15 protein-coding genes are annotated in these 15,537 nt (G+C 59.2%); 13 read left to right on the top strand and 2 right to left on the bottom strand.

Features of this window, described 5'->3' with window-relative positions:
* The first annotated feature begins 58 nt into the window (after positions 1 to 58).
* The 3 genes from FJ414_RS07690 to FJ414_RS07680 are packed head-to-tail and all read left to right on the top strand — an operon-like array spanning position 59 to position 3,536.
* On the top strand, positions 59 to 1,084 hold the full coding sequence (locus FJ414_RS07690; RefSeq protein ID WP_210239652.1) for an ABC transporter permease: 1,026 nt from the start codon (positions 59 to 61) through the stop codon (positions 1,082 to 1,084).
* Positions 1,081 to 2,583 (top strand): sugar ABC transporter ATP-binding protein, encoded by a 1,503-nt coding sequence (locus FJ414_RS07685; RefSeq protein WP_140643064.1) that lies wholly within the window; start codon positions 1,081 to 1,083, stop codon positions 2,581 to 2,583. Before FJ414_RS07690 ends, FJ414_RS07685 begins: the two co-directional genes overlap by 4 nt.
* Positions 2,584 to 2,585: 2 nt before the next feature.
* Positions 2,586 to 3,536, top strand: a complete 951-nt coding sequence (locus FJ414_RS07680) for an ABC transporter permease (protein ID WP_140643062.1) — start codon at positions 2,586 to 2,588, stop codon at positions 3,534 to 3,536.
* Between the two features lie 10 nt (positions 3,537 to 3,546).
* Here FJ414_RS07680 and FJ414_RS07675 read toward each other — a convergent pair whose 3' ends face one another.
* Positions 3,547 to 4,446 carry a LysR family transcriptional regulator gene (locus FJ414_RS07675; protein WP_140643060.1) on the bottom strand — a complete coding sequence of 300 codons (900 nt, stop codon included), beginning with the start codon at positions 4,444 to 4,446 and terminating at the stop codon, positions 3,547 to 3,549.
* Positions 4,447 to 4,651: 205 nt separating this feature from the next.
* On the opposite strand from FJ414_RS07675, the gene FJ414_RS07670 reads away from it, so the two are divergent.
* Both FJ414_RS07670 and FJ414_RS07665 read left to right on the top strand, forming a co-directional pair.
* Entirely contained in the window at positions 4,652 to 5,596 is a 945-nt protein-coding gene (locus tag FJ414_RS07670) for a substrate-binding domain-containing protein (protein WP_246672334.1), read from the top strand.
* Between the two features lie 132 nt (positions 5,597 to 5,728).
* Complete coding sequence (locus FJ414_RS07665; protein ID WP_181181554.1) at positions 5,729 to 7,216, top strand: sugar ABC transporter ATP-binding protein; 1,488 nt, start codon at positions 5,729 to 5,731, stop codon at positions 7,214 to 7,216.
* On the opposite strand, the gene FJ414_RS07660 is transcribed toward FJ414_RS07665, so the two are convergent.
* Positions 7,213 to 7,761 carry a VOC family protein gene (locus FJ414_RS07660; protein WP_210239650.1) on the bottom strand — a complete coding sequence of 183 codons (549 nt, stop codon included), beginning with the start codon at positions 7,759 to 7,761 and terminating at the stop codon, positions 7,213 to 7,215. The genes FJ414_RS07665 and FJ414_RS07660 overlap by 4 nt on opposite strands.
* Positions 7,762 to 8,025: 264 nt before the next feature.
* On the opposite strand from FJ414_RS07660, the gene FJ414_RS07655 reads away from it, so the two are divergent.
* The 8 genes from FJ414_RS07655 to FJ414_RS07620 all read left to right on the top strand — a co-directional run bounded on the left by FJ414_RS07655 (position 8,026) and on the right by FJ414_RS07620 (position 15,518).
* On the top strand, positions 8,026 to 9,078 hold the full coding sequence (locus FJ414_RS07655; protein WP_140643052.1) for an SDR family oxidoreductase: 1,053 nt from the start codon (positions 8,026 to 8,028) through the stop codon (positions 9,076 to 9,078).
* Between the two features lie 15 nt (positions 9,079 to 9,093).
* Positions 9,094 to 10,092: an ABC transporter permease gene (locus tag FJ414_RS07650; protein ID WP_140643050.1), complete on the top strand. Its 999-nt coding sequence runs from the start codon at positions 9,094 to 9,096 to the stop codon at positions 10,090 to 10,092.
* Positions 10,093 to 10,113: 21 nt separating this feature from the next.
* Complete coding sequence (gene irr, locus FJ414_RS07645; protein WP_246672322.1) at positions 10,114 to 10,557, top strand: Fur family transcriptional regulator Irr; 444 nt, start codon at positions 10,114 to 10,116, stop codon at positions 10,555 to 10,557.
* A gap of 82 nt (positions 10,558 to 10,639) precedes the next feature.
* The gene (locus tag FJ414_RS07640) at positions 10,640 to 11,638 is read left to right on the top strand and encodes a dihydroxyacetone kinase subunit DhaK (RefSeq protein WP_140643048.1); all 999 of its coding nucleotides are present in this window, start codon (positions 10,640 to 10,642) and stop codon (positions 11,636 to 11,638) included.
* Entirely contained in the window at positions 11,638 to 12,252 is a 615-nt protein-coding gene (locus FJ414_RS07635; protein WP_140643296.1) for a dihydroxyacetone kinase subunit L, read from the top strand. Before FJ414_RS07640 ends, FJ414_RS07635 begins: the two co-directional genes overlap by 1 nt.
* Positions 12,253 to 12,403: 151 nt before the next feature.
* Positions 12,404 to 13,909: an amidohydrolase family protein gene (locus FJ414_RS07630; RefSeq protein ID WP_140643046.1), complete on the top strand. Its 1,506-nt coding sequence runs from the start codon at positions 12,404 to 12,406 to the stop codon at positions 13,907 to 13,909.
* 48 nt (positions 13,910 to 13,957) lie between these two features.
* Positions 13,958 to 14,746 carry an aldolase/citrate lyase family protein gene (locus FJ414_RS07625; protein ID WP_140643044.1) on the top strand — a complete coding sequence of 263 codons (789 nt, stop codon included), beginning with the start codon at positions 13,958 to 13,960 and terminating at the stop codon, positions 14,744 to 14,746.
* A gap of 16 nt (positions 14,747 to 14,762) precedes the next feature.
* On the top strand, positions 14,763 to 15,518 hold the full coding sequence (locus FJ414_RS07620) for a fumarylacetoacetate hydrolase family protein (RefSeq protein WP_140643042.1): 756 nt from the start codon (positions 14,763 to 14,765) through the stop codon (positions 15,516 to 15,518).
* The last annotated feature ends 19 nt before the right edge of the window (positions 15,519 to 15,537 follow it).

The raw sequence follows: 15,537 nt of genomic DNA, 5'->3' as shown, positions 1-15,537 counted from the left end.
CGGCGTGTCTGATGCGCCGCGCCGGCTCCGCAACGCATGATTTGCCTGGATGGCAGAAATGAACAACGGCAGCGTTGGCGCGCAGGAGCAGCCGCTTCCATTGTCTCCTGCTCGGCCGGCACGGCGCAGGCTCTCGGGCGGCCTCGTGTCGTGGGCGCCGGTGCTGGCGCTTGCCGCGCTTGTCGCGGGCTTTTCCCTGGCGCAGCCGCAGTTCATCGGATTGGCAAATCTGCACACGCTGACAAGCCAGGCAGCGATACCGGTCATCCTGGTGACTGGAATGACTTTCGTCATTCTCCAAGGCTCGATCGACCTGTCCGTAGAGGGTGTCATGGCGGCCTGCTCGTTGACTTTTGCCCTGCTCGTCCACAACAGCAGAACCGGACTCGACCTCGGCGTCGTGGCAATTCTGGCTGGCTTGCTTCTGGGCGGCGGCTTTGGCTGCATCTCTGGATTGCTCGTCACGAGGCTGAAGGTGCCGTCCTTCATGGTGACCTTGGGTATGTGGTCCGTCAGCGGTGGCATCGCCATGCTGGAATCGGGCGGCCAGCCGCCGCAGATCCTGGACCTGCAACTGCGTGGCTGGGCACTGGGCGACACGCTGGGCATCCCGCATCTCGCCTATATCGCCGTCGCCTTCCTTGCCGCCGGCCAAGTACTGCAATCGAACACCCGCTTCGGTCGCTACAGCTACGTCGTCGGCTGTTCCGAGCCGATAGCGCGGCTGTCGGGCATTCGGGTTGACCGGTTCAAGGTGCTGGCCTTCGCGTTCGCCGGCCTGTCGGCGGGACTTGCCGCCGTGCTGGAGTCAGCACGGCTAGGAGTAGGTCACGTCGAGATCGGCGCCAACCAACTGTTCGTGACGCTGACGGCGGTGGTCATTGGCGGCACGTCGCTGGCTGGCGGACGCGGTGGTGTGATGCAGTCCTTTGTCGGTGTCCTGATCCTGACGGTTCTGTCTAACGGCATGATCTTTGTCGGCGTGACGCCCTATCTCCAGACCGCAATGCAAGGGCTCATCATTCTGGTCGCGGTTATCGCTACGAACTGGCATTCCCGTGACCGCCTCAAGGTGGTGAAATGAACGCGCCGCAGTTGTCCGTCGATGGTGTTGGCAAGAGCTATCCGGGCGTGCGTGCGCTGAACGATGTCAGCCTATCGATCGGCTCTAACGAGATCGTCGGTCTGATCGGCGAAAACGGCTCCGGCAAGTCGACGCTGCTGAAGATCATGGGCGGGCTCATCCGGCCAGACCAGGGTCGGGTGCTCGTGCGCGGACAGCCGCTGGCCAATTTCGGCGCCGCCGCCAAGGCTGGCATCGGAATGGTCTTTCAGGAACAGTCGCTGCTGCCGAACGTCACGGTGGCGGAAAATATCCTACTCGGCTGCGAGGGCGATTGCGTCCGGCTGGGTCTCTACGACTGGCGCAGACTCAATGAACGCGCGCGGCGGCATCTCGCCAAGTTCGGTTCGGACATAGCACCGGACATGCTGGCGGGCAGTCTCTCCTTTGCCCAGCGGCAGTTGGTCGAAATGGCCAAGGCGCTTGCCGTGGAAGACCAGATCGACAGCAATCCCATCGTTCTGCTCGATGAGCCGACCTCGGTCCTGGATGCTGGCGACATCGACAAAGTGCTCGGCCAGATCTTGCGCTTGCGCGAGCGCGCCTCGGCCGTGTTTGTTTCACACCGGCTGGATGAGGTGCTGCATGTTTGCGATCGCATCTATGTGATGAGCAACGGGCGTTGCGTGGCGGAGCGGACCGCCTCTGCCACGCCTGCAGAGCTCCAAGGCCTTATGCTTGGCCATTCTCTGGCACAGGAATACAGCCGCTCACAAAGCTCTTGCACTTTTGACAAGATAAGCCTGAGTGTGCGCAACCTTTCAAACGAACGGACATATAGCAACGTCAGTTTCGATCTGCACGCCGGCGAGATTCTAGGCATTGCCGGCGTCGAGGGGTCAGGCCGCGAAAGCATTTGCCGGACAATCTACGGCGCCGAGGCGCCGAGCTCGGGGCAAATACTGCTCGATGGACGCAATATTCGGCCTCGCGGTCCGCGTGAGGGTGTCCGGCTTGGCATCGCCTATATTCCATCCGAGCGCAGAGTCGAAGGCATCGTCTCGGAAATGACCGTGCGCGAGAACATGACGCTGGCACATCTTGGCGACCTGCAAAGCGGCATCTTTCTGGACTTCCGACGTGAGCGGCGCTTGGTCAGCCATTGGGTCGAGCAGTTGCGGATCAAGACCCCTTCAATGGATGCCTCGATTGGCCACCTGAGCGGCGGCAATCAGCAGAAGGTCGTGCTGGCCAAGTGGTTGATCGCCGAACGGCCGCGCATCCTTATTCTCGACCATCCGCTGCGGGGGCTCGACGTCGGCGCAAAAGCAGAAATCTTTCGACGCGTCCGTGAACTCGCGCAGAGCGGCATCGCAGTCCTTATCATCGCCGACACTCTGGAGGAACTGATTGCCTTCAGCGACACGATCCTTGTCATGCGCGACGGCGCGATCACTGCCCGGTTTGCCGCTGCCGAGCATGTCCCAGAGCCGATCGACATCATCCGGCACATGATCTAGCGATGCCAAAATCAGCCTTCCGCTTGTCATCCCTCGGGGTCAGTCTCGCACCAGCAGGCGTGCTCGTCGTGCTGGTCCTTGGTATCGGCGCAGTGCAGCCATCCTTCCTCTCGCTCTATAGCCTGAGCGTGCTGGCCGCCGAATGCGTTCCCATACTTTTGCTGTCGCTCGCGCAGACCGCGGTGATTCTGCTCGGCGCGATCGATCTGTCCATCGCCGCGGTCGCCTCGCTGGCTTCTGTGCTGGTTGCGCTCCTGCTGCCTGGATATGGTGTAGCGGGACTGGCTGCGGTGCTTTTGCTATCGACGCTGGTCGGTGCGGGGCAGGGCTACGTCCAGTTCAAGGCGCAGATTCCCTCCTTCGTGGTGACACTGGCTGGAATGGGACTGTGGTCCGGCGTAGCGCTGTCGATCGCGCACACCACTGTTCCGGTCAGCCGGAACTATGATCTGGTCGGGTGGATCGAAGGAACGCTCGTCGGGTTGCCGGTCTCCTTTCTGGTGAGCATCGCAGCCGGGCTGATGCTTTGGCTGTCATTCCGATGGTCCAGAATGGGGCGCTATGTGCGGGCGATCGGCCTTGGCGAAAGCGCGGCCATCCTTTCGGGCGTTCCGGTCGGGGGCATCAAGATCATGGTGTTCGCCCTCTCGGGGTTGCTTGCCGGCCTGACGGGCATCGCCTCCGTGGCGCGCACCTATAGCGGCAATCCAAGCGCAGCGACCAGTCTGCTGTTGCCGAGCATCGCAGCCGTCGTCGTCGGAGGCACAACGATCACCGGCGGGCTGGGCGGGTTCGTTCAGACGATCATCGGCGTTCTGGTGATAACGGTGCTGCGCGTCGGCATTGCTGTGGCTGGCGTCGATCCGGGCTATGAGCCGCTTTGCTACGGGCTGGTCATAATCGGCGCCGTCGCCCTGACAACAGACCGCATTCGCCTCGCGGTGGTGAAGTAGCCCTAACTGTTCAAACGAAAAGACGGTACTCAGCTACCAGATCGCGCATCAACTGGATGACCTCCTGCAAGCCCGAGTTTGCTTCGCCGGGTTGGTAGCATATGGAGACGCGGTGCCCGTCCATAGCAGGCACCACGTTCAACCTGCGGACCTCGCCTCTAGCGACCCGGTCGGCCATAACACGGGTGGGGATGAGCCCGACTGCGAGCCCGTTGATAACAGTTGGAATAGTCACTGAAAGACTGTTGCACATGCTCAACCTTAGAGGTGTCGCGCCCGCTTGACTGAACCAGCGCATGGCTGTGGTGTATAACCTCGCCGGCGGAGGCGGGATGATCAGGTGGTGCGCGCACAGGTCCGCGGGAGAGAGCGAGCCTAGCGGAATGTTGGTGTTTGGTCCAACATACCAGCTTAGCTCGTTCGTGCCGAGCGGCTCGCGGCGGATGTCGTGATCGATGTCGGGCTCCGACATAATGGCGACGTCGAGCACCTGCTCGGAAAAAAGCTTGCCAAGTGAGGCTGTGTCGCCAACCTGGACCGAGGTCTTCAGCGATGGGTAGCGCGACTCCAGACGGTTGAGCAACTCGGGCAGACAGATCAGCGCGAAGGTCTCGGTCAACCCCAGTCGCAATAGCCCCATCAAGGGATTGCGGGTCCGAAAACGATCGGACAGCTCCGTGGCAGTTTGCAGCATGCGGTCGGCATAGGCGATCAGTGCGGTCCCCTCAGCAGTGACGCTGATCTTGGGGCCGCGTCGCACGAAAAGCTGCGCGCCCAATATGTCTTCAAGCTCATGGATACGCTGGGAAATGCTGGGCTGGGTAAGCCCGATATGCTGTGCGGCGGCATGAAACGAGCCAAGCCGAACGATACGTTCAAAGGCAATCAGCTGGGCAAGGGTCAATCGCATGATTGGGCATACCTATCATATGGCGAGAGAACAATCAATTTTGCTAAACCCTTTCTCTTTGATAGGGTCAGCCCACACTCGCTCTCGGCGCATGGAAAAACGATGCGCGCTACCGCCCGAGCACGGGGAGGGAGGGTGAATAGGAGCGAAAACAAAGCTCTGTTGGGAGGAAGATGTGAAGAAGAAAGCATTGATTGCTGCTGGCCTGGCAGCATTAGGGATTCTTGCGGTTCAATCGACCACCGCTGCCGCAGATGACAGGCCGACAATCCCGGTCATCGTCAAGGATACAACCTCGTTCTATTGGCAGATCGTGCTCGCTGGCGCGCGCGCCGCCGGCAAGGAGTACAATGTCAACGTGCCGGAACTGGGAGCCCAGTCTGAAGGGGATATCGCCGGCCAGATTTCGATCCTCGAGAATGCCGTTGCCGGCCAGCCCGCTGCAATCGTCATCTCGCCGACCCAGTTCAAGGCGCTTGGAAAGCCGATCGATCAGGCCGCGAAAACCACCAAGGTCATCGGCATCGACGGCTCGGCCGACACCAAATCGCTGACCTCATTTCTCGGGACCGACAACATCGCTGGCGGCGCCGCTGCAGCCGATGCCCTTGCTGAAGGCGTCAAGGCCAAGACCGGCAAGGTTGAGGGCGACGTCGCGGTATTGACCAACATCGCGGGCCAGGATTCGGGTGACCGTCGCGTCAAGGGTTTCATCGACCAGGTCAAGGCCAAATATTCTGGTCTCAACATCGTCGCCAACAAGATCGCCGACGGACAGGCGACGACCGCCCTGAACAACACCACTGATCTCATCACCGCCTATCCCAAGCTGGTCGGCGTGTTCGCCAATGCGCTGGTAATGGGGCAGGGAGCAGGCCAGGCGCTCGCCGAGAACAAGGCGCAGGACAAGATCACGCTTGTGTCGTTCGACAGTGATGACAAGACAGTGAAGATGCTGGCTGACGGCGTGATCTATGCCATGGCGGTGCAGAATCCGTTTCGCGAAGGCCATGATGCGGTGAAGATCGCGCTCGATGCCTCGCAAGGCAAGGACGTGCCGGCCACCGTGGACACCGGCGTCACCATCATAACCAAGGCAAACATGGACTCCGACGCCTCGAAAGCCCTGCTCAGCCCGAAGGTAAACTGATACTGGCCAGATAGAAAACAGAGCGGAAAGCCCATGACAGGGCCGCACCTCCCCGGGGGCTCAGGGGCGTCGTTGGTGGCGTCTGCGTTAGAGATCTTGCCGTCGCGAGCGCAGACCCACACGACGCCCCTGATGACCCTGAGGAAGCTGGACAAGCAATTCCCCGGGACATATGCCTTGAAGGCTGTGGACCTCGACCTTCAAGGCGGTGAAATTCATGCCATCGTTGGCGAGAACGGCGCCGGCAAGTCCACGCTCATCAAGCTGCTGACTGGTGCGTACGAGCGAACGGGCGGTGAAATCCTCTGGCAGGGCAAACCGGTCGCGCTGGCAAGTCCACAGGAAGCCATCTTGCTCGGCATCAACGCCGTGCATCAGGAAATGGTGCTGTGTCCGCACCTCAGCGTCGCCGCCAATATGTTCCTGGGCGATGAGAATACGAAGCTGTCATTCCTGAATGATCGCGCGATGGAGCGCGAGGCGCAAAAAGTCCTCGATGACCTGGGTTTCGAACTGAACTCCAGGACGAATTTAGCGTCGTTGCGTATTGGCCAGCAGCAACTGGTCGCCACTGCCCGGGCAGCTATCCGAGGCGCCAAGCTGATCATCTTTGACGAGCCGACCGGGTACCTGACGCGGAATGAAACCGAGCAGCTCTTCAACCTGATCCGGCGCCTGCACAAGCAGGGCGTGACAATAGCGTATATCAGCCATCGGCTGGAGGAGATCTTCGAGCTGGCCGATCAGGTTTCCGTGTTGCGCGATGGTTCTCTGGTGTCAACACGCAACATCGCGGATGTCGATCAGGCGACGCTCATTCGCGATATGGTCAATCGATCGATCACCGACCTGCACTATAAGGAGAAGGTGGTTTTTGGCGACGTCCTGCTGGAAACGCGACACCTCCGGGGGCCGGGCTTCGAGGACGTTTCGCTAACCGTGCGCCGCGGAGAAATCGTCGGCATGTACGGCCTCATCGGCGCCGGACGCAGTGAATTTGTACAGTGTGTCTTCGGCCGCAACAAAGTGATCTCCGGCGAGATGATATGGCGCGGCAATGCCTACAAACCCGCCAATGAATCCGCTGCCATCAAAGCTGGCCTTGCGCTCGTGCCGGAAAGCCGGCGCGACCAAGGTTTGTGCCTTAACCTCAGCATCAGCCACAACATCAATCTCACGGTGTTCGACCAGCTCCGCCGCCACTTCATCGTCGACACGCGCGCCGAAGGCGACCGAGCAGAGAAACAGATCCTGGACCTGCGTATTGCCACACCGTCGCGAGCGGCGCTGACGGGAACGCTGTCGGGCGGCAATCAGCAGAAGGTCGTGATCGGCAAGTGGCTCAATCATGGTGCGGACCTTTTCATCTTCGACGAACCGACCGTCGGCGTCGACGTAGGTACCAAGATCGAGATCTATCGACTGTTCGCCCAACTCCTGAAAGCCGGGGCCGGCATCATTCTCGTCTCCTCTTATCTGCCCGAGGTCTACGACCTGGCGGATACGTTGCACGTGTTCCGGCGCGGTAGACTCGTGGCAACGCACAACCATCGCGACGCCAGGCAGGAAACGATCCTCTCTGAAGCGATCGGAGGCGAAGCGCGTCCGGTTTCGGCCTAGTTCAAATCCGGCACGCGAAGCTCAACCTCAGGCGGATAGGTGCTGACCATTTCCGACGGCAAATCAACCGAAGCGCAGTTGCCAATCTCGTAGATAAATTCGAGCTTTGCCTCAGTGTCGAGGTGATAGTGTACGTCCGGGCCGAATTCACCGGTCTGCAGAATGCCGATGCCTTTGGTCTGAAGGGCCTTCAGGATACCTGGAATCCGGTCGTCAGGGACGAACTCCTTTATATGGTGGAAACCGGCGCCCTTCTCTTCGAGAAACTCGGCGAGGTGGGTAGGACCGTAGACGGGTTGGATCAGTTCGATCTGCGTGTCGCCCATAGTTGTGGCGGCGATCAGAAACTTGAATGGCTCCCCGATTGGCTTGCCGTTCACGAGCAAGTTCTTCATTGTTTTTTCGGTGAAGGTCAGAACCAACCAAGGGCCGACGGCGAGATTGTCGATCCAGGCCTGCATGCTCTTCTCAAGATCCCTCGTCACGAAGCCGATCTGAAAAATCCGGCGCTTCGCGTTTTGTTTGGCGAGTTCTTCATTTGTCATGGCTTTTTCCAAGTGCTGAATTCGAAAACGTTAGCATTGGCAGCGACTTATAGAAAGGCGGACAGATGATAGAATTTTCTTATCCTCGTTAGAGGAAAATTCGATTTTTTCCGGTGTCTCGCGACTGATAGGGTTCAACTTTGCACGGTACCAAGCCGCCGAGAGCTGGACCGAAGTGCTCGCGATGCCGCAAGCCGGCTTACGATACCGTTGGAAATGGCCAAGCTTTGCGCGGCAGTGAGGAGCGCCATAGTGGAGAGTGAAATGACGGAACCCAGGCTGGCCGTAGTCGCCGGCGGGTTAGGTGTGATTGGACATGCGGTTGCGGAGCACCTTGCGTCGCTCGACGGATGGCAGGTCGTGTCTGTATCCCGCCGGCCCGGGCCATCCGGCGGCAAGTTTCGCCATCAACGGATGGATCTTCTCGATCCCGAGGCCACCCGCACGGGTTTGTCTGCGCTTGGCAAGCCAACCCATCTTTTCTTTGCCTCTTTCCTCCGTGCCGATCCTCAGCAGCAGGTTGATCTGCACGTCGAGATGCTGCGCAATTTCGTCAATGGCGCAGCGGCCGCCGGCGGCCTGAAGCGCGTCGTTCTTTACGAAGGAGCGATGTATTACGGATCCTATCTTGGACCATTCAAGACGCCGGCGATCGAAAGCGATCCACGTGTACTGCCGCCCAATTTCTATTATTCGATGGAGGACTGGCTGCATGCCGAGGCTGCAGGAAAGCCTTGGGACGTCGTGATACTGCGGCCAGACCTCGTCTGCACGTCGGGTTTCGCCGATGGGCATGGCTTCAACATTGCACTGCTGATTGCCGTCTATGCGACGATCTGCAAGGAACTGGGCCTGCCGCTGCGGTATCCCGGCTCGGCCGCGGCCTACCATGCGCTGGCTCAGGTGACGGATTCGGCGCATCTCGGACGCGCTTCCGCCTGGGCGGCTCTGGAAGCGCCGGCGGGCGAAGCCTTTAACGTGGCCAACGGAGACTTTTTCCGCTGGGAGCAGCTTTGGAATGCGGTCGCCCGCTTCTTTGACATGCCGCTTGCCAACCAGCAGCAGATCTCGCTCACCACGCTTATGTCGGACAAAGGGCCGATCTGGGAAGGTATCGTCAAGAAGTATGGCTTGGTGCCGCACCCCTATGAGGCGATCGCTTACTGGCCGGCAGGCGACTTTGTCCTGAACTGCGGTTACGACGTGATGACGAGCACCATCAAAATCCGCAAAGCCGGATTTCCTGATGCTGTGGATACCTGGGAGATGTTCGAGCGAATGTTTTCAGGGTTTCGCCGACAGCGGCTCATCCCGTGAAGTGGACACATTCCAATGAGCCACAAGGACGTTGCCTCCGCTGCTGACATCCCCTCCACCACCGTTCGGCGCGGTGCCGTTCCCGCGCGCTTCGGTTTCTTGCGAGGACTTTCGCTGGCTGGCCTGCTGCTGGTGATGTGGGCCGCTCTATCGGTGACGACAGACACTTTCCTGACGCATACGAACTTCGTCAACTTGGCTCGGCAAGCCTCGATCTGGTCGATCATTGCCATTGGCCAGACTTTCGTCATCATCACAGGCGGAATCGACCTGTCAGTCGGCGCGGTGATCGGCTTCACCGGCGTAGTGGTTGCTATGCTGATGCAGGCCGGGCTGCCTATTTGGCTCTCGATCGCTTTGACGCTCCTCGTCGGCGCCGCAATTGGTACTTTTCACGCGTTCGGCGTCCTGCGGCTTGGACTGCCGCCCTTCATCATGACGCTGGCTACGCTGACTTCGGTGCGCGGCATTGGGTTCATCATGACCAATGGCGCGCCGCTTTCCGGATTTCCCGACCCGTTCACCGATTTTTCCGTGGGTTCATTCTTGGGCATTCCATTGCTTTTCTGGGTTGTTATCGCTGTTGCAATTCCGGCATATCTGCTTCTTCATCACACAAGTTACGGTCGCTATATCTTCGCCACTGGATCGAACCGCGAAGCTGCACGGCTCTCCGGGGTGAACGTTACAGCGACGATCTATTTGGTATATATAATTTCTTCAACGCTCGCTGCGCTAGCGGGCGTGCTTACCGCATCGCGCATTGGAGTAGCCATCGCCGGGACGGGTGAGGGGTGGGAACTGCAGTCGATCGCGGCATCCGTCATCGGCGGTACCAGTCTGTTCGGTGCAATAGGCACCGCCTACGGACCCCTCTTGGGCGCGATGCTGATCAGCACCATCAATAACGGTGCCAATCTCGTCAATATCAATTCGTTCTGGCAGCAGGTGATTACCGGCGGCCTGATTATACTCATCGTCTTCATCGATCAGTCGCGGCGCAAAGGTCGCTGACTTTCAACGATTGGACCGTCAATGAAAAGCCAACATACGGCCATGGTAGAAATCACGCAGGCGGGGAGCGGGATCTGCGCGCGACTGGCGGGTGCGGGTCTGCGACCGACCAGGCAACGCATCGCCTTGGCCAAAATTCTGTTCTGTCGGGGCAACCGTCATCTTACGGTGGAAGACGTCTATGCCGAGGCACATCAAGATCGCATCCCGGTCTCTCTGGCAACGGTCTATAATACGCTGCATCAGTTCACGGAACTCGGCCTGCTTCGCGAGATCTCTGTCTCTGGCGGAAAGACCTTCTTCGATGCCGACACCAGTGAGCATCCACATTTCTTCATCGAGGACGACCAGAGCATCCGCGACATCACACCGGCGATGATGAATGTCGAGCGTGTGCCCGAGCCACCACCCGGCTTCGAAGTTGACCGCGTCGAGATCGTCGTGCGGCTGCGTCGCGTCACCTAGCCACAACATCCAATCGATTTTCAACTGGTAGCCGAGCTACTTGCCCGGACAGGCATTGCTTGACTACGCCCAGGAGGACGCAATGAAGAAAATCTTGAACGATCCTGCAAGGTATGTGGACGAGGCGATAGAGGGTTTGGTTGCCGCATATCCCGACATTTACTTTCAGCCCGAGCGGCGCATCGTTACGCGCGTGGGCGGTTCGACCAAGGGCAAAGTCGGAATCGTCACGGGTGGCGGCTCCGGCCATCTGCCCATATTCACGGGCTATGTAGGGCAAGGGCTGCTAGACGCTGCTGTCATCGGGGAGGTCTTTGCCTCACCGCCGTCCGACCGCATGGCGACCGCCATGCGGCTCGCCTCCGAGGGAGCGGGCGTTTTGCGGCTCTACGGCAATTATGGCGGCGACGGAATGAATTTCGACATGGCAGGTGAGATTGTGGAGTTCGAGGATCGCATCGCGTGCACCACCGTGCGTGTTGCAGATGACATCGCGTCGGCCCCACCTTCCGAAGCCGCCAAGCGCCGTGGCGTCGCCGGCATGGTCTACGCCTTCAAGATAGCCGGTGCCCGCGCGGAGGAGATGGCCGACCTCGCGGAGGTGACACGCATGGCTCAGAAGGCTGCTGATTCCTGCCGCTCCATCGGCGTGGCGTTGACACCCTGTATTGTGCCTCAGGCCGGTAAGCCGACCTTCCTCCTGGCAGATGATGAGATCGAGATGGGCATGGGCATCCATGGCGAGCCGGGCATATGGCGCGCCAAGCTCAAGAGCGCGGATGAGCTCGTGGACGAGATGCTCGACAGGCTGCTGGCTGACATGCCCCTCTCGCGAGGCGATCAGGCCTCCATTCTCGTCAATTCCCTCGGGGCAACCCCGCTTGAAGAGCTATATATTATGTTCCGGCGGGCGAAGAGCAGGCTTGCCGACCTGGGCGTCAACGTCATCATGCCATTGGTCGGCCGTTTCGCCACCTCGATGGAGATGACGGGCGCAACAATCACACTCGCAAGCATCGATGGCGAAATGGAGCGACTGCTTAAGGCGCCTTGTCACTGTGCATTCTGGAGCGTGCGGTGATGGTGGACACCGGATTCAAGTCGGATGACCTGGCAAGTGCCGCCACCGCTATCGCAGCGGGTGTAAGCTCAGCAACCTACGAGCTAAATGACCAGGACGGCAAGCTCGGCGATGGTGATCTGGGGATTACCGTTTCGGCCGGCTGGCAGGCCGTTGCCGAGGCCGCCAAGAACTTCCCTCCTGATATCGGCCTGAGTTTCTTAGCTGCCGCGAAAGCTTTTCAAAGCGTTTCGTCGTCTTCCTTTGGAACGATCGTGGCCTCAGCCTTCATGGCGATCGGGCGCCAGACACACGGCACGACCGAAATAGCCTGGCGGGATGTACCTGACCTGTTGGCAATCGCCCGTGACGCCATGATCGCCCGTGGCAAAGGTTCCCTCGGCGACAAGACAGTGCTCGACTCCCTCGAGGCCGTGAGAGTGGCTTTGGCTGGCATCGATGATCCCGTCACGATGCGCCTGGCGGCTAGCCACGCCGCCAACGCCGCGCTGGAGGCGTTCCGCCAAAAAGCAAACAAGCTCGGCCGGGCACGGATGTTCGCCCAACGTTCGATCGGCCAAGACGATCCCGGCATGCTGGCTTTCAGCCGGATCATTGCCGCGCTTCCGGCCTGAGAAAAACCTCCAATTGATAACTTCATCCAATCGTAGAAGGCAAAAACTATCGATTTTCCATGGTCACTGTCTGCTGGTAGCTTCAAACAATCGTTAGTGAAGACAGGACGAGGGCCACCCTGCCGGCCTGGTCCATAAGAGGAAATTTGCAATGAGCTTTCTAAGTGATCGCGAGCTGGCAGAACTGGTTCCTGCCGACGAGGCGGCGTTCCGGTCGCCTGTCCCGACGCAGATGATCTCAAACGCCGAGTTTAACCCGCTGCCTCAGAACTCGAAGCAGAAAGAGGTCGAGGCGCGCATCAAGACGTTCGCTGAGAGCAACGGGTCCAAGCACGGTATGAATCTTCCGAAATTCCTTCGCAGCCCGATGGGTATGGCGGCCGCCTTCGTAGCGATGAACGAGGTCTACGGCCCGCTGTTCGACATCGACCGGGATGAGTCAATCGATCCCGGCGCTGCGATGGCACGGCAGAAAAAGTTTGCCAAGCAATTCGTGTTCGACGGGCAGGTCCATTTCGTGCGTGACGACTACACTTGGGACGAGCATGTCGACCTGGCGCGTTATGCATCGGACCATGGCTGGAACCCGGCGCTTGGTCCCTCCAGCCGCATTACTCTCGACATGTACAAATTCGACAATTTCTTCAAGGAGATATACTTCGACAGCGACACCACGATCGGCCTTCTTTCGGGGGCGCCTACTGACGATCCGGACAAGACTTTCCTGTCGAACGATCAGATCAAGGAAACCGCCGACTTCGTCAATGGATTGGCGAAAAACAAGCGCCTCTATTTTCACACTATGATCACGCCGAAGTCGCCCGGCTGGATGGATGAGGTCGAGCGCGCCATTGAGGTGCTGCATCCGACCAGTTGGAAGGGCTACACGGTCGGTGATCCCATCCTGCCGGAAACCTCCCGCTATCCTTGGCGCCTGGACGATGAAAAGGAGATGTATCCGTTCTACGAGCGCATCATCAAAGCGGGCATCACGACCGTCTGCATCCATAAGGGACTGCTTCCGGCCGACTATGCGAATTCGATGCCGAACAGTTGGAAATATGCGTCGGTCGACGATGTGGGCAAGGCCGCAAAGGACTGGCCGCAGATCGACTTCGTCATCTACCACTCGGCCCTGGCTGTCTTCCAGCAAGACTTCGTGGAGGACCTGGCGCATTTCGAGCGCACCGGTGAACTGCGCTGGGTCAGCGATCTAGCGGCGATTCCTGAAAAGTTTGGAGTTAGCAACGTCTATGCAGACCTTGGTACGGTGTTCGGCTCATGCTGCACGACCAGCCCGCGGGTTGCCGGTGCAATGGTGGGCATGCTCGTCAAAGGTCTCGGGTATGATCACGTCTTCTGGGGAACCGATGCCGTGTGGCAGGGTGGGCCGCAGTGGCAGATCGAGGCATTCCGTCGCCTGGAGATTCCCGAAGACCTTCAGAAGAAATTTGGCTATGCGCCGCTCGGCGAGCCGGATGGGCTGATCAAGAAGTCCATCCTCGGCCTTAACGGTGCTCGCCACTACAAGATTCCGCTGACCGAAGGTGACCTTTCGCAGTGGGAACAGGATGGCATCGGTAAGATGAAGCGCGCTTACCTTCGCGACGGCGGCGAAAGAAGCAACGCCGCATACGGATATGTGCCCCGGACCTGAGATCGGAGTGACCGGTCGATTCGATTGTTGCTGCGCAAAAGGCCAAGCATGTCCAAAATGATCAATGTTGTTAAGGCGGCAGCAGCGAGCGGTGAGACAATCCGCGGCGTCCATCTTACCTATCCGGCGCCCCCGGCGATTGAAGTTCTTGCGAGATCCGCCGGCTTGCAATTTGTCTATATCGATACAGAGCATGGCAGCTTCGACTGGCGCGACATCGAAACTGCCTGCATCACGGCGGAGCTGTGCGGAGTTACTCCGATAGCTCGAGTGTTCGACCGCAAGGCATCTACGATCTATCGGTTCCTGGATCGGGGCATCATGGGTATCGTCGCACCCCACGTCGAAACGCGAGATGATGCCATGGAGGTTGTTGACGCCAGCTACTTCGCGCCTATTGGCAAAAGGTCGTTTGGCTCAGGTCGACCGGAATACGGTACCGAAATCGGTGACAAGCGGCAGTATATTCGCGAATGCAACAAGCGCGTCTCCGTCTGCCTGATGATAGAAAGCCGTCAAGGAATTGATAATATCGCAGAAATGGCAAGCCTGCCTGGCATTGATTACTTCAGTTTTGGGCTGATGGATCTCGCGCAGGACCTCGGTCACGCTGGCAATCCGGGCCATCCGGAAGTGCAGTCGGCATTTTCATTGGGTGCCGAGCGCGTCCGAATGTCGGGAAAACGTGTACGCGAGGATTTCATGAACTTCTGTTGGATCAACGACCTCCTTATTGCCGGCGCCCAACAGATGTTCAAGACAGCTGATGGCGTGGACGGCTCTGCGCTTTTGCGCGTCAATCGTCAGGCGCCTGACGGTACGCCGCTTCCGGCTTAGGAACAGAGCTTAGTCGATGGATCGTCAAGCGGTTGAAGAAGCGGCCCGGCTGCTTATATTGGCTCGGCGCGATCGCTCATTGGTTGACAGACTTCCGCCTGATAGCCGACCGCACTCTGCGGCGGAGGCTGAAGCTATCCAGCATGCGGTCGTAGCAGGGCTCGGCGACCGTATTGCGGGATGGAAGGTGGCGCTCTCCGAAGAGTTCGGCGTCATGCGCGGTGCTCTTTTAACCTCCCGGGTCTATGCAACTGAAGCTCGCATTCCTGCCGTCGAGATGCCAGGATTGTGTATCGAAGCAGAAATAGCATTCCGCTGCGATGCCGATTTGCCACCGCGGCGGGAGGTCTATCTGCGCGCAGAAATAGAAGACAAAGTGACTGCGCTGGTAGGAATGGAGGTGGTGGATTCGCGCTTTCGCGATGCCGCAAATGTTCCGGCCATCGAGCGGGCCGCAGATTTCATGTCGAACGGCGGCTTTGTTGTCGGCAAGGTGCGAGCGGACTGGCGAGGGCGTGACTTCATGGCCTTGGCGGCGAGCGTTATAGTCAACGGCGAGGCTGTCGTGGACCGGAAAGTCGGCGGGCTCGCTCCGAAAGATCCAGTTATTCCTCTTGTTGCGCTTGTTAATACACTGCGGGAAAGTACGGGGCTTTTCAGAGGGCAGATCGTCACCACCGGCACATATTCCGGTGTGACCCGATGCAGCCCGGGAGACACGGTACAGGTGGTGTTTGACGACTTCGGCGACGCGACGGTCCGCTTCGCCTGAGAATGAAACCGGAGACTAA

It is taken from the genome of Mesorhizobium sp. B3-1-6 (genome assembly GCF_006439555.1).
Taxonomy (GTDB): Bacteria; Pseudomonadota; Alphaproteobacteria; order Rhizobiales; family Rhizobiaceae; genus Mesorhizobium.
The sequence above is the reverse complement of the archived record's forward strand: the minus strand, read 5'-3'. Positions and strand labels throughout refer to the sequence as shown.